14 protein-coding genes are annotated in these 15152 nt (G+C 40.5%); 1 reads left to right on the top strand and 13 read right to left on the bottom strand.

Annotated features, from left to right (window positions below):
- Nucleotides 1-78 precede the first annotated feature (78 nt).
- From E2L03_RS09600 to E2L03_RS09580, 5 genes are all read right to left on the bottom strand, one after another.
- The gene (locus E2L03_RS09600) at nucleotides 79-525 is read right to left on the bottom strand and encodes a hypothetical protein (RefSeq protein ID WP_055736679.1); all 447 of its coding nucleotides are present in this window, start codon (nucleotides 523-525) and stop codon (nucleotides 79-81) included.
- Nucleotides 526-676: 151 nt separating this feature from the next.
- The gene (locus tag E2L03_RS09595) at nucleotides 677-1513 is read right to left on the bottom strand and encodes a metal ABC transporter permease (protein WP_166740259.1); all 837 of its coding nucleotides are present in this window, start codon (nucleotides 1511-1513) and stop codon (nucleotides 677-679) included.
- On the bottom strand, nucleotides 1450-2166 hold the full coding sequence (locus E2L03_RS09590) for a metal ABC transporter ATP-binding protein (RefSeq protein ID WP_038477179.1): 717 nt from the start codon (nucleotides 2164-2166) through the stop codon (nucleotides 1450-1452). The genes E2L03_RS09595 and E2L03_RS09590 overlap by 64 nt, the downstream gene beginning before the upstream one ends.
- A 158-nt stretch (nucleotides 2167-2324) precedes the next feature.
- Nucleotides 2325-3878 carry a metal ABC transporter solute-binding protein, Zn/Mn family gene (locus E2L03_RS09585; protein ID WP_134259071.1) on the bottom strand — a complete coding sequence of 518 codons (1554 nt, stop codon included), beginning with the start codon at nucleotides 3876-3878 and terminating at the stop codon, nucleotides 2325-2327.
- A gap of 63 nt (nucleotides 3879-3941) precedes the next feature.
- Nucleotides 3942-4931: a ZinT family metal-binding protein gene (locus E2L03_RS09580; protein WP_134259070.1), complete on the bottom strand. Its 990-nt coding sequence runs from the start codon at nucleotides 4929-4931 to the stop codon at nucleotides 3942-3944.
- A 530-nt stretch (nucleotides 4932-5461) separates the two neighbouring features.
- On the opposite strand from E2L03_RS09580, the gene folE2 reads away from it, so the two are divergent.
- On the top strand, nucleotides 5462-6352 hold the full coding sequence (folE2, locus tag E2L03_RS09575) for a GTP cyclohydrolase FolE2 (protein WP_134259069.1): 891 nt from the start codon (nucleotides 5462-5464) through the stop codon (nucleotides 6350-6352).
- A 181-nt stretch (nucleotides 6353-6533) separates the two neighbouring features.
- Here the strand turns inward: folE2 and E2L03_RS09570 are convergent, their stop codons facing one another.
- From E2L03_RS09570 to E2L03_RS09535, 8 genes are read right to left on the bottom strand one after another with little or no spacing between them, the layout of a single operon-like run.
- Nucleotides 6534-7409, bottom strand: a complete 876-nt coding sequence (locus E2L03_RS09570; protein ID WP_124741438.1) for a fumarylacetoacetate hydrolase family protein — start codon at nucleotides 7407-7409, stop codon at nucleotides 6534-6536.
- Nucleotides 7406-8590 (bottom strand): amidase, encoded by a 1185-nt coding sequence (locus E2L03_RS09565; RefSeq protein WP_241741815.1) that lies wholly within the window; start codon nucleotides 8588-8590, stop codon nucleotides 7406-7408. Before E2L03_RS09565 ends, E2L03_RS09570 begins: the two co-directional genes overlap by 4 nt.
- 4 nt (nucleotides 8591-8594) lie before the next feature.
- Nucleotides 8595-10220: a PucR family transcriptional regulator gene (locus E2L03_RS09560; RefSeq protein ID WP_134259068.1), complete on the bottom strand. Its 1626-nt coding sequence runs from the start codon at nucleotides 10218-10220 to the stop codon at nucleotides 8595-8597.
- Nucleotides 10221-10234: 14 nt separating this feature from the next.
- On the bottom strand, nucleotides 10235-11275 hold the full coding sequence (locus tag E2L03_RS09555) for an ABC transporter substrate-binding protein (RefSeq protein ID WP_134259067.1): 1041 nt from the start codon (nucleotides 11273-11275) through the stop codon (nucleotides 10235-10237).
- 20 nt (nucleotides 11276-11295) lie between these two features.
- The gene (locus E2L03_RS09550) at nucleotides 11296-12078 is read right to left on the bottom strand and encodes an ABC transporter ATP-binding protein (protein WP_134259066.1); all 783 of its coding nucleotides are present in this window, start codon (nucleotides 12076-12078) and stop codon (nucleotides 11296-11298) included.
- The gene (locus tag E2L03_RS09545) at nucleotides 12075-12905 is read right to left on the bottom strand and encodes an ABC transporter permease (RefSeq protein WP_055736670.1); all 831 of its coding nucleotides are present in this window, start codon (nucleotides 12903-12905) and stop codon (nucleotides 12075-12077) included. Before E2L03_RS09545 ends, E2L03_RS09550 begins: the two co-directional genes overlap by 4 nt.
- A gap of 14 nt (nucleotides 12906-12919) precedes the next feature.
- Entirely contained in the window at nucleotides 12920-13933 is a 1014-nt protein-coding gene (locus E2L03_RS09540; protein WP_055736669.1) for an amidohydrolase family protein, read from the bottom strand.
- Nucleotides 13930-14973 (bottom strand): ring-opening amidohydrolase, encoded by a 1044-nt coding sequence (locus tag E2L03_RS09535; RefSeq protein ID WP_134259065.1) that lies wholly within the window; start codon nucleotides 14971-14973, stop codon nucleotides 13930-13932. The genes E2L03_RS09540 and E2L03_RS09535 overlap by 4 nt, the downstream gene beginning before the upstream one ends.
- Between the last annotated feature and the right edge of the window lie 179 nt (nucleotides 14974-15152).

Genomic DNA, 15152 nt, shown 5'->3' with positions numbered 1-15152 from the left:
ATAAGAAAATATATGGACAGCGTATGTTGGAAAGAACGCCCTACCGGTTGTCTTTTTCAGTGTGACCCTTTTAACCCTCTATTCATTTCGGTACCATTCAATTGAATCTAAGTTTTCAATGTAAGCTGTCGCCTCGTTCTCTCCAAGTAACGTATATATACCTGACGGCAACGTCACTCGCGGATCATTGAAATCCATTGAGAAACTTCCTCCTCCATCAACTTTTACGTAAACCAAATAAGAGTCTTTCGCTTTTTGATTCACCACTTGCTTCGTTTTTTGTACATCTAACGCATTGACTTTTTGGAGCAATGTCTCAATCTCATCTGGATTATGTAAATACCCTACATTTACGACTCCCTCTTTGTACTGATTCACCTCAATCTGCTCAATGGTAATCTCATTAAATCGCTCAGCCATTTCTTCACCTACAGTTGACGGTGCTGGCTCCCTCTCTAAATAACGAGAATAGCCACCAATAACAATAAAAAAAATGATAAGAATAATAACAACATTCCGCTTCATCTATCGCACCCTCTTTCAACCTTTCATACGGTCAATTCCATAAAAGGGTTTCAATACCTCCTGCTCCTTATAGGAAAATACAATGCTTTTAGAAAAAGTAAAACCCAAAGAATGGACGTATAGGCGCCAACTCATTGGGTTGCGTATATAATTAACGACGAAGTGGATTGTGACTGGATCTAAAGAATCTTAAAGCTCGTTGCGAAGCAATCACACATCCTAAAATTACGATGAGAATTAACGTTATGGTTGCTCCTGGAGGCGTTCCATATTCATAAGAAGTGAAAAGACCACTAAGCATACCGATTAAAGCAATAGGAATACCTAATAAGATGGTGGTTGAAAAACGTTTACTTAGCCTCATTGAAATTGCTGCTGGTAAAATTAAGATTGCTGACACTAATAGAGCTCCAACGATTGGCATAATAACAGCGATCGTTACTCCAGTTAATACGTTGAACATTATAGACATTGTTTTCACTGGTAGACCTGCTGTAAAGGCGGTTTCTTCGTCAAAAACCATTACGTACATGGCTTTGCGCAGGACAGCATATAGAATTAAAATGATACTTGCCAATGCCACTAGCATCCATACTTGTTGAGAACTAATGGTTACGATCGATCCAAACAAAAATTGATTGATGTTTAGTGTAGTACCACCTTGATTGAGACTCATTAAAAATAGTGCTAATGCCATTCCAGCAGACATTAAAATCGCAATGGAGACTTCCGAATAGCTACGATAAACCATTCGCAAATACTCTAATACAATGGCAATGACCATTACCAAGAAAATGTTTGTCCATGTTGGATTAATACTGAGCAACAAGCCTAACGCGACTCCTGCTAAAGAAACATGTGCAAGCGTATCTGCCATTAAAGATTGTCTTCTTAAAATCAGAAAGAGACCTAATAATGGTGCGATTAATGAGATGAGTAGTGAGGCTTGGAAAGCTCTTTGCATGAATCCATAGAAAAACATCTCCAAGGTAACCCCTCCTTCCGAACTAATTCAATATGTTTGTTACAATATTTCCTAAGTTCCTCATGATCATGTGAAACCATTAGTATACTCTTGCCATGCTTATCACAATTGTGCTTAAGCAATTTATAAAATTCTTCTCTTGATTGACTATCCATCCCTGTTGTTGGTTCATCAAGAATAAACAAATCTGGATCGGTAGCAAAAACCCGAGCGATCGATATGCGTTGCTTTTGCCCCCCAGATAGCTCTCCTATCTTTTTATGTCGCATTTCCCACATTCCAACTGATTTAAGGGAACGTTCAACTTGGGCTTTATCATTCTTAGTTAATCTTGTAAACCATTTGCCTCGTTGATAACGGCCAGAACTAACTAACTCCCATACCGTACTAGGAAATCCGACATTAAAGGAGGCTACTTGTTGAGGTACATACCCAACAAGTAATTTTTCGCCTAAGTGGTTTGTAGAAGATAACGTTACGTTTCCTATTGATGGTTTTAATAAACCCAAGATGTTTCGAATTAACGTTGTTTTCGCAGCTCCATTCTCTCCAGTAAGCATAACGAAATCTCCTGGATTTAATTCAAACGAAATGTTTGTTAAAACGGGCTCTTTCTCATAATAAAAAGCGAGATTCTCGACTTTAATATAGACCATGCTTATCTACCTTTCTTTTTCAATAACGGTGTACAGGACACCATTCTAGTTAAAAAAGTGAAACACAGGCATTCAGATACAGAAACTCTATCCATTTACTGGACCAAGTTTATTTGCCAAAATCCTATTCTAGAATGGGCTCGCTGTTTAGGACAAGATTAGTAGATACTAATTTGCAATGACTCTAAATTATGTCGCATTGCTTCAATGTAACCTAAGTCATTTTCGAGCAGTTCCTCTGATAAAACTTCTAAGTCATATAGTACAGCCGTATCTGTTCCTGTTTCAGTTGCTACAGTTTGGGCAATTGCAGAGCTAGCCCCTTGTTGATAATAAATAACTGGCACACCATGATCTTGTACTAAATCAGCAATTTCTGACATACGGGAAGGGCTTGGCTCAACTTCTGTAGATAACCCTCCTATGGCAACTTGATCTAAATTGTAGCGGTCAGCAAGATAGCCAAATGCTTGATGCTGTACCACGAATACACGGTTTTCCGCATCTTCTAATGTGGAACGATACTCTTCATCTAAGCTTTTTAACTCCTCAATGAACGCATCTGCATTTTCCTCATAAACATTTCGACCATCAGGATCAGCCTCAATCAATGCGTCACGAATTATGCGAACTTGATCTTGTGCCAATACTGGATCCAGCCAAATGTGAGGATCTACATCATCGTGGTCATCAATTCGTACAGAAACAGCTTCTGATTCTAAATGTACATTGTCTTCCTCATCATAGAGAACCGCTTTCACTTCAAAACTTTCCCCTGTTGTCTTGTATTCAAAATGATCGGTATTCTGATCTGGTACAGCTTCCCAATCGTGATGTTCTTCCTTTATAAACCATTCCCACTGATCGAAATCTGTACGATTGTTTACGTCTGCAACTAATGTAACCACATCTCCAGTATGATAATGATCTGCTAAACCAATTATATCAATCTCTTCATTCGAATTTACCTGCTCATTATCTTCTTCACTATAGTCGTGGTCATGATCATGATCTTCATGGTCTGACCCATCACTTCCATGATTATCAATGCGAATCTCCTTAGATGTTGATTCAGCATAAACATTGTGATGATTGTCATAGATAACTGCTTTTAGTTCGAAACTCTCCTCAGGAGCATCCAGCTGTAATATTTCTGCATATTGCCCTGCCAAAGCTGTCCATTCTTCATCAGAATTGGCTCGTTGATACCAGTGCCAATGATCAAAGTTTACATCCGCCGATAGCGTGGCAGTGATGTCGATCTTATCCCCAGTATGGTAGTGGTCTGCTATGCCGTTCATCGTCACTTCAGCTTCTTCGGACCCTTCGTGATGTTGCTCTCCGTAATCAAGCCCATCAGCTGCACGAGCAACGATTAAATCATCATTTTCTATTGCATTAAATAAACGATTAACCCAGAATTCCATTTCCTCACTGCTATAAACAAACACATCTGTTTCGTTCATAGTTGCAACATCTTGAGCACTTGGTTCATAATGATGCGCATCTTGGCCTTCTGATACCATCAATTGAACATTCGCACGGTCACCAGCCACTTGTTTTGTAAACTCATACATTGGTAAAAAAGAGGCTACTACTGAAATCTGAGAATCGTCACTAGTGTTGTTTTGACGGTCTTGCGATTGACAACCGGAGAGAACCGCTATTGCTGCGCAACTTGCCAGTATCGATCGATATACTTTTTTATTCATCCCTGCTACTCCTTTTAAACAAAAATAGGAAGAAAAGCGAAACGCTTTTCTTCTCAAAGATTATTAGTGCGCTAGTTGATCACGTACAATGCCATCAGCATCTAATTCAGACGGGTAATACGTTGGCCAATGGGTTACTTCTTCGAAAAGTTCCTCTTTGTCATCTCCCCAATACAAGTGGAAATGACTTGAAGGTGTTGGAAAAATAATATGATCACTGAATTGAATGTATTGAGGCATCTCGTCATCCCCTTCAGCTAGTTCGTATACAAAACGAACACCACGATTCCCTTTTTCATAAGTTAAAATTTCGTATCCATCATACTCATATTCCCCAGAGTATTCTTCATCGTTTTCAAAGAATGTAACGTGACCATTATCAATAATAATTCTTTCTACATCTGTTTCATATCCAGTTGTATAGTAGTCTTTATACTCTTCTGCAGTCATACTTCCTTCTTCTGCTTTATGTTCAAAGACTTCATCTAAATCACCGTTCACAAGATATGGATAGACGGATTGCCAATCGCCCTCCCAATCTGATAAATCACGATCTTCCACTTGATCATCATCAAAATAGCCTTGATAAATCTGTCGACTCTCCTCATCATGACCGTGGTGATCATCAATTATGATGGTTACAACTTCTGACTCTGCGTATACATTGTGATCATCGTCATAAAGCGTTGCTTTAATCTCTAAACCATCAGTCGCTGCTTCATCGCTAAATGTTTCAGATTGTTGTCCAGACGCTACTTCCCATTCTGTTTGACCAGGTTCTTTTGTATACCAGTGCCAATGGTCATAATCAACATTTTCAGAAGTTGATGCCGTTAATTCGATGGTGTCACCTGTATGATAGTGATGACCTAAACCTTCTATAGCAATCTCTCCTGTTTCATTTGATTCAGTCTCATTAGAAGAATCGTCAGTAGTATGTTCTTGTTCGGATTCAGTGTCATTATTTGTCTGTTCAGTTGAATCCTGACAAGCAGCTAGTGTGGCGCTTAGCGCTAAAACACTAACGAATATGATTGATTTCTTCAACCTCATCACCCTTCCCTTTTTTAACGTTAATCGTAATCATTACGTTTTATAGATTATATTGTTAGCATAGACTTTGTCAAGATCGTTTTTTAATTTTATTTGTCACTCGTTTTTTCACTATTTCTTTTGAATGAATTGGATTAAACCATCTGAAAGCAAGAAGTACTATTTTTTGAGATGGTCGTTTCTCTAGAATGATTAGCAGACTACTTACCCTGTAGATAGCTAAAAAAATGGTAAAACCGTTTGTGCTTCAAACGGTTATGATCCAAGCACTAGATATCCTCCCCATATTCAAGTAGTCTATTTCTTTCTCTACTTCGAACAATCTAGATTTTTCTTGCTTTTCCAAAGAGACTTATCCTATAATTAAATCGTAATGTTTACGATTTGTAAGATACACTTATGACAGGCTAACAATTAAGATTCCTCCATGGTTAATGTCACGATAGAAACATAACCTTCGAACGCACGGATGTCTGTAGATACAATTAAGAAACAAACAATGTAGAACGAAAGTGAGTTGAGCGCTTATTATGGAAATACCTTTGAAAGCAGAGCGTCATGCGTTATTTGGTTCAGTCTCACCAAGCGTTAAAACCAAACCAACTGAAAAAGAACATATGCAGGATTTACAAAATACACATAAGGACTTTCTGTTCGACGTTAATCTTGTAGGGGTTGCCAATGTTAAACGACCTGTACAAATAAAAAGCACATCAAGCCCAGTCAATCAAACAACCGTCGCAACTTTTTCAATGGGTGCACAATTAAATCGCTATGCAAAAGGCACAAATATGAGTCGTTTTCTAACAGCCCTTGAAGAATTCAATGGTCAAAACCAAACCTTATCTCTTGCGTCACTAAAAAATCTAGCACGATCGTTAGCTGATCGTTTAAATCAAGACATGATTCATATTCACGTTGCTTTTCCTTGGTTTTATTCAAGAGAGGCGCCAACCTCATTACAATCAGCCCATAATCATTCTGAGATCGAGATCTCGCTTAACTACTCTAAAACACTAGGGTTTAAAACAGAATTAACCCTAGCATGTTTAGTAACGACTCTATGCCCTTGTTCAAAAGAAATCAGTGAGTATAGCGCTCATAACCAGCGTGGGGAAGTAAAAATGAGTGTAGAACTATGTGAAGACTTTGACGAAGATAAAATAGACTGGAAGAATGAATTGTTAGTAGCAGCGGAATCAAATGCTAGTGCAAGGATTCACCCCATTTTAAAGAGGCCAGACGAAAAAGTGGTTACGGAGCAAGCATTTGAGAATCCTCGCTTCGTTGAAGATTTAGTAAGACTTGTTGCTGCCGATCTTTATGAGTATGACTGGGTAACCGCCTTTAAGGTCACCTGTCAAAACCAAGAATCCATCCATCTGCATGATGCAGTCGCAAAAATCACCTATAAAAAATAGTTCTTTACGTATTTTTAAGACGAATTCTTAAACGTCAATAATTAAACGAAAAACGTTTTTGCCGACAACCTTACAGAGAAGAACCTCTCTCTAAAAAACCTCATAGAGTAGAGCTACCTGCTTTCCTATGAGGTCTTTTTTCATATTTGTTTTCTGACACATGGCTAAGAAAAATAAGAGATTAAGCATGCACCTCTTTGTTTATAGCCCTATTTTCCAACTGTTTACTGAATCCACTAATACGACAGGCTACAACAGCGCCATCCCGCAAGACGACCGCTCCAGGTGTACCAGTTAGGAGAATATCTCCGGGCAAAAGGGTCATCACTTCTGAATGAAAAGAAACAATATAGGCTAGGTTATATCGCATGGCTCCTATCCTATTGGTATGCTGCTCCTCCCCGTTCTGTAGTGTCGTAACGTAAATATCATCTAAACATGGATATTCATCTAAACTAACAAGTTCTGAACCGAAGCTAAAAAACGTGTTAAAGCTTTTTGCTCGAGTCAGATAGCGTAAGTTTTCGGCGTGGATGTCTGCTTCAGTCATGTCAAGGGCGGCTGCAACCCCAGCTACATAGTCAAGTGCATCAGCTTCAGACACTTCTTTGCACGTTTTTCCTATGACGAGTGCCAGTTCTGCTTCTGCTGTCGTATTATTAGATAAAGGAGGTATTTGAATGAGATCTTCTGGACCTATTAAACTAGTGTCTGGTTTCATAAAGCTAACAGGAGCAACCGTATTTGAAGCAAATTGATCCTCATCACCTTTCCTGTAGTTCATACCAATTCCCCAGATTTTTCGTGGGTGTCTATAGAGGGGGGCAGGTACCCATTCTTCTAGAAAAGGCAAATGAGGATTTGCTAGCGCTTCTTTCCCCTCATGTACATACCAGTTTTTCAGAGACTCATATTGTCCTTTTTCCAGTAAGGAAAAAACGGTTGTTTCATAATGAAAATGAAAGTGGTCGTTCAAGGCAAGAAGCGGAATTAGTTTTCCACCAATTTCAATCGCTCCTTGCTCTTCATCATTCGCTTTATAAGATACAAGTTTCATAACAACACCTCTTCTTTTTCTTGTACGCTTCGTGCAAATTGCAAAAGTGCCAAATCATTGTGCTTGTTTGCTAGAAAAGACAGACCTACTGGTAAGTCATGAATGGTTAAGCAAGGAATGGTTACTTGTGGGATTTCGGCCAATCCACTAATTGCCGTTAATTTAAATGTATTTTTGCGGTGAGCTTCTAAATCACTTGGATCCGTTCCAATCTTAGGCGCCACATCTGGTGATGTCGGAATTGCTAACAAACCACCGTTTTGTAACAGTTCTTGTAACTGAGCTTTAATTGTACTTACTTGCTTTTCTGCATTTTTTTGGTCTTCTTCCGTTATCGTACTAGTCCACCGAAACCGTGTTGCAATATCATCAGCAAACGTTGGCTGATGCGTTTCGATCCACTCCCTATGTGTTTGCCAAATTTGGTAGCCTTGCAACGTGCGAAAAGTCTCCATGTAAGTGTCCAACCGATCTGTTGTTAAACGGATTGAGACGATTGGCAAATGGCCCACCATTGCTTTTAGTTCTGCTAAGAAGGCTTCCGCCACTTTCGGCTGCACAAGTTGTAATGCTTCTTCAGGAACATATACTGTTGAAAAGGAAGTTAGGTGCTTATCGCTTTCAGGTAAGAGGACACTTCCTACTTTTTCTAGCAAAGAAGCAGAGCGGGCAAACCAGCCAACTGTATCAAAACGAGAAGCAAGTGGAATAACACCTTCTATTGAAACAGCGTTATGAGTAGGTCGAAAACCGTAAATACCGCAGTAACTTGCCGGAATCCGAACCGAGCCTGCCGTATCTGTGCCTAGTGCAAAGTCAACGGACCCGTCTGCTACAGCAACAGCCGATCCACTAGAGGACCCACCTGGAATACGGTCATTTGCCACAGGATTAACGGGTGTTCCATAATGACTATTTTCTCCGTTTAAACTAAACATTAATTCATCTGTTATTGTCGCACCAACAAGGGTTGCTCCTTCATGAAGGAGTTGCCTAATAGCTGGAGCATGGGTAGTCGCTGTTTCATGTGTAGCAAGCCAGTCTGGATTCCCGGCACTAGACGCATGACCTTGAATGGTGAACACATCCTTCACAGCAAATGTATACGTATGTACTCTTCCTTCGCTTTTGTTTTCCTTTACGTTCCAGCCTCTTTGCATAAATGCTCGTGATTCAATCATTTCATCATCCTCCTTTAGATAAGTGAGTAAATCGAAGTTTTAATGCGAGCTGAAGCTCTAAGCATGCTTCCGCATCTTGCAAATCGATTCCAAGTAATGCTGAAATTTTCTCTAGACGATACACAATTGTATTGTAGTGTGCGTATAACGCATCAGCAGTGGCACGAACGTTCTTGTTTTTCTGAAAAAACACATCTAATGTTTCGAAATAAAGCACATCATTTCGTGTGCTTCGTAACGGACCAATGATTCCTTCAAGATAATGAGCGACTTCTGATGTTTGTGGCAAATGGTATAAAAGCTGATAGACATGTAAGTCGTCATAGTTCAAGACAGACGTTGTTAACTGGTTATGTTTCGCGATGGTCTTTACATGGTAAGCTTCATTAAAGCTTTGCTTAATGTGCCCAATGTATTGAACAGCTCTTCCTCCGTAAAGTTGATAAAGGGGGGGCTGCCCATCTTTCTTTACAATTCGCTGTACAGCCGTTTCAATCATTTGCAGCATAATTGGTATACTTGTCTTTCGATCGACACAGATCAGCATGACAAAAGCTTTATCAAGGGATGTACCTAATACTTGACCGTGCGACTGCATCGTTATTTTCTTTAAGAAAAGCTGGAATGCTGTAACATCAGAAAATACGCCTTCCTCCAAATCTAAAATAACCGTTTGAAACCACTTATCTTTTAAGTCTAAATCGAATGAATGGGCGCGTAAGTCGATGTCATAATCCGAAACAATGTCTCCAACAACTAATTCTTTAACAAATTGGTTTAAGTATTTTTGTTCAATTCGTTTTCTAGCTGTTTGGTTCGTCAGCTCGATGCTCAGCATTGAACTCACTTTATCTAGTGTCATACAATCTACTTCAGTGAGATCAACATTCGTCTCAATACATGCTATATAAGGGACAAATTGAATAAGACCTTCAGAAACAAGAGGCACACAGTAACATTGAAACGATTCGTCTCTTATTGAAATCGTTGTTTTCCCAATACCTGCTTTTGCTTCTAACGTATGATTAAGGTGGAGACATTCTTTCGGTTCTAACACTTGCTCAAACAGTGGTGCGGTAAACTGTTCCTCAAAATCGAGTACAACAATTGGATTGCCAATCATCTGTTCAATTCCTTTTAATAAATCAGGTAAAGAATGATCGCGATTGAGCTGATCCATAAAGACTTGTACGCGATGATACAATGTGACTAGATGCTCTGATTCCTGATAAAATACTTCTTCCATTGCTACCCTAACGACATCAGAGAAAATGGTTTGTGGTCGAATTTCAATGATTGGAAAAGACAACTCTCGTGCACGGCACAAAAGATCTTCTGGAATAACATCAATAAACCGTTCCACTTTAATACCCATCCCAGTTACCCCTCTGTCGTGAAGGGCATCGATCAGCTTTTTTAAATGAATCGTATTGTCCTTAAACAAATAACCTGTTGTCATTACGAATTCTTCCGGGCGCACAAACTGATCAATATCTGGTGAACCCATGATGTTAATTCTCGAGATGCGCTTTTGCTTATTTTGGTCACCCGTTATTAACCGAGCACCATGCAAAGGCTCAAGCTCAAGCAGGCGCTCAATCGTTAACCCTCTTTTATGAAAGGAGCTCAACTTTATTCACCTCGCTACTGATCAAGCTGAAAGAATTCATTCGTAAAATAAGCTTCTGCGTCCTGTTTGTCTGAAATTAACCCACTTCCCTCTAAAATCGTTAATGTTTCTGCAATATTTTCTTCTTCTATCCAGCCATATGGCACGGAATCAAACTGAGCAATCTCTTCCAGCAACAGTAATTGTTTTCTCACAACCTCTTCATCAACAGCATCTGGAAATCGCTCCGCAGATATGGCGACGGCTTCGTCTACATGATCCAATGTGTAGCGGAATGCCTCGTCCATTGCTGCAAGAAATCGTGCTGCCGTGTTAGGATTGTCATTCAAAAACTGATTGTTGCCGATCACAGTTAATCCAGCTAAATCAAATTGATACTCACTTAAATAAAGCGGCGTCAACTCATAGCCAAGCTCTTGTTCAAATACAGGTAGTTCATTTGTTGAGAAGATGGCAACAGCATCGACTTCTTTTCCTAGAAACAGACCGTTTCGAGCAGAAGCCTCCACTTGCACTGCCTCTACTTGAGTGGCATCGACATTCTCTTGATCTAGAAAACGAGGAAAAATATTCGTGAAGGTTGAAGCAATGGCCATTGCTATAGACTTCCCTTCAAGATCGGCTGGCGTTGCCACTGGAGTATCCGGGTGAGAAGCAATCATTATAGGAGAAGAATTCATGTATGTTGCAATCATTGTAATGGGCATTCCTTCTTCTACACCTTGTGCTGGTTCAACGGTAGACGTAATCCCTAAATCATCTTGCCCCTGAGCCACTGTTTGCATAACACTTGTTGAGCCATTTCCTTCAAGTACATCGACATTTAGTCCATAATCTTCAAAGAAGCCTTTTTCTTGTGCAACATAGAAAGGAGCAAACTCCCCTTTGAATCGCCAATTCAAGCGGAGTGTAACATCTCCCACCTCCGGCTCTCCAATTTCACCTGTGTCAGCATTTACCGTAGGCTTAGCTAAAGAGCTTCCCCCTTCATTTCCACACCCTACTAGAAAACCTAGGAAGCAACCTGCTACTGTATAAGGAATAAACCGTTTCATCCTTTTTCCTCCTCTTCTTCTTATGCTTCCGCCAAAATGCCTTGGGTTTGGAAAATTGATCGGATGGCTGAGACGTGTTCAGTGAATTCCGATTCTTTTCTTGTATCCCCAGTCCGGGGGCGAGAAAGTGTTGACGGAATTTCTTTTACAATAGAACCAGGCCGCCCTGACATCACAACTACTTTATCTGATAGAAACACAGCTTCCTCAATACTGTGGGTAATAAAAACGGTAGTAAATTGATACGTATCGGATAAGCGCAGCAAATCGTACATCATTTGCTCCCGTGTTAGCGCATCAAGAGCGCCAAAAGGTTCATCCATTAATAGCAGCTGCGGATCTTGAATAAGTGCTCGACAAATGGCTACTCGCTGTTTCATCCCACCAGATAATTCATGGGGGTATTTCTGTTCAAATCCTTCTAACCCGACGCTTTTCAGTAGCTGCATGGCTTTATCAACAGTTGCTTTTTTTTGTTTCTTCCCATGCTTTATTTCAATTGGAAACAGCACGTTATCAAGGACAGACCGCCATGCTAACAAGACATCTTTCTGGAACACGACCGCCATATCGTCACGATGGTTTTTAAGATCCTCCCCATTCTTTTTAATGGATCCTGTTGAAGGCTGTTCAAGACCTGCGATAATACGCATCACCGTGCTTTTCCCACAACCACTTGGACCAACAATGGAAACAAACGAACGAGGAGCAATTGACAGATGCACATGAGACAGTGCTTGTACTTCACCTGTTCTTGTTTGATAAACTTTCCCGATGTGTTGCAGCTCGAGGCTCGTTGTCACGATCGATCACCCCCCGCTTTATTCGCGCTATACCAAGGCATCAGCCATCTTTCAAGTAATTGAACCGCTCCAAACAGCATCATCCCTATAAGGGCAAGTGTGAATAATGTCGCAAACACAAGGGGTGTATCAAGTCTTGCGTTTGCAGTGAGCTGTAGATAACCAAGACCACGTTCTGAAGCAACAAACTCTCCAACAACTGCCCCTACTACTGCTAATGTAACGCCGACCTTTATCCCTCCGAATAGATGGGGAAGAGCATTCGGTAAACGTAAATAGAAGAAATTTTTCCACTCCGAAATACCAATTGACCGCCCCAGATCATGCATATCTTTATCTAATGAACGAAAACCAGTTACAGCATTGATGACAATAGGGAAAAAAGAGATTAAACAAGCGAGCAAAATTTTTGTTGTTAACCCATAACCAAACCAGATAACCAGAATAGGTGCAATCGATACCATGGGAATACATTGAATGGCAATTAGAATTGGGTACAGAGCGTTTGCCAAATAACGAGAGTATACAATGGCTATGGCAAGAGGGATACCAATGGAAACACTTAGCGCAAAGCCTAACCCTACTTCTGCCAGTGTTGTTAGTGCATGAGAGAGTAGTACCTGTGATTCGCTTAGCACACGTGTGAAAATGATTAGTGGAGAAGGCAACAAATATTGGGGAATGGCTAACAGCATTGTTGCCAACTGCCAAACAAGGAAAAAACCGATTAATGTAAATCCTGCCCACAATGAATGTGGTATTTGTATACGTTTGACGTTTTTTTGCTTTGCTTGTTTCATCCACGTTGTCTCTGTTTTTGTTTGCATTGTCCCTCCACCTCTCATGAGTAAATCGTTTTTTCCGTTGACGCAATCACCGGAACATCTGCGAGCAAATCACTAAGACGATCAACCTCGTAGTCCACATTACGATTAAGCTTCTCTATGGCTATAGCCACCTGTTGATTCAGCGGAGTTGCACTTAACCAAGATAGCAGCTGTTCGAGTTCTTCTTTTTCGTAGAAACGCTGCACGTAAGCAAGCAATTGTCCATATTGCAACATGTTCCCACTACCTAATGGATTAAAGTAGTCACGTAAATTGTCTGAACCAAGCTGTATAGGTACCCCTGCTTTTGCCAGATCCTTTACTCTTGTTAAATTCCTCGTTGCAATGGCCGTTGGACAAGTTGTTACCGTCATACCAGCATGTGCTACTTTCTCAATCGTTCGTTCAGCCAGCTCATCCTCTACATTCGCTAGGGAACAACAATGAATCGCTGTTACCTTCTGTTTATAGCCGAGGCGGTTCGTGATATCTGCTAGGTAGGGCAGATTAAAATCTTGTGGATTGCCTGTTTCATCAGTATGAAATTCAATCCAATCTAAATTTTTCTTCTCTGCTAGTGCAAAAATATTGTGAATATGAGCTTTGGCATCCTTATCCATGCTCGTATGACCACCTATGCCATTTACACCTAACTTAAGGGCTTCTTCTAGCAATACTGTTGTTTCTGGGAAGCGATCAAAGCCTTCTTGGTTAAATGCAACAATGTCGAGAACCACTCGATCCTTCCATTCTTGCTTGATTTCTAGCATCGCTTCAATTCCTCGAAGCTCAACTAACGGATCAACATCTACATGGGTACGCACGTAAGTAGTACCGTGCACGGTCATTTTTTCTAGCGCTTGGCTTGCTGCTCGTTTTATATCTTGTTTCGTCATCATCACTTTCGCGTCACGTGTCCACTCAGCTCGAACCGGTGCAGGCGCATCTTCGTACCGGTTTGGAGGAATAAGAAAGCCTTTATCAAGGTGAGCATGATAATTTTTCCAACCTGATTGAATGGTCTTCATGCTACACCCCCTACAATTCGAACGATAGGGGCAATGAGATTAGCACCTTGTGGGCCTTGATGCTCTGAACCTGCTGAGCAAAGAATTCTTGTTTCGCCAACATAGCTTCCCACCACTGCATTGGCAACGGCTTTTGCTAAAATCCCTGCATGCATACTTAATGCATCGGTATGCATGGTATGACGTTGACCACGAATATCTGGAAGAGCATCTGCTCCAGCATTAACAAAGACCTGTATAACTCTTTCTTGCTGGGCTTTTGTAAGAAATCCGTCGGCTTTTAATCCAACATCTTCGAATGCCTGTTGCAAACCGACTAAATCAAGGGCATCACCCATCACACCTGCACCAATCTTTAGCTCACTTACAGAAGTGGCTGAATTCCCCATCACAATTACTCTTACTGCGACTTGCTCCTGTCCAGCAGAGACACTCGTTTTTGTAGAATAGAGTGAATGATCTCGGTTTACACTTGTTTCTGTTAATTTTGAGCGATCAACTTCTCCTAGTGCTACGGCAGAGCCTAATGCAGCTGCAGCCTTTGATAAACTTCCACCCTCACCCCAAGGACACTTTATTTCAACACATTTAACATCTTCTGGCTGTTCTATGTTCGCTTCTTTCATAGCCACTTCTACTGCTTCACGTACAAGGTCGACTTGAGTTAATGTTCCAATTTCTTCTTTTCGTAATGGTCTCGTTGACTGGACGCCAAAGCTAAATCGTTTCGTGCCATCACCTACTTGATTACTTTCTTTTTTTAAGAAAAGGGTAAAATGTGGCGTCATTAAACCGCCTGTCTTTCCAATCATCATCATAGGAATGGAAGCAAACACCTCTTCTTGACTAATGTCTAAACGTTCTGATAATAATTGTTGGAAAGCAAGCGTTGCATAACCTCTTGCATAACCGTCTCCCTCGGTTTGAGCTATAATCGCTTTAATCTCCTGCGCATATACTTGATTTGTATCAAGTAACTCTTGTAAAGCCGTCACATCTCCTGGATGGTTCATGTCACATCGAATCATATCGTAGTTCATTCCAGTCACCTCTTTTTTTCGCTGTTGATTGAATTTCTTTCATTCTAGCAACACGAGGAAACGAAGTAATGGTGAACCATTTCCAAATTTATCGATTCATTATTAGGAAGTTTCACTAATAGTAGCGCACCTTGTTATATCCAAGCCACAAGTCCGTTACAAAATCTAACGATCGAACA

Source organism: Shouchella oshimensis (assembly GCF_004375095.1).
Lineage (GTDB): Bacteria > Bacillota > Bacilli > Bacillales > Bacillaceae_D > Shouchella > Shouchella oshimensis.
The sequence above is the reverse complement of the archived record's forward strand: the minus strand, read 5'-3'. Positions and strand labels throughout refer to the sequence as shown.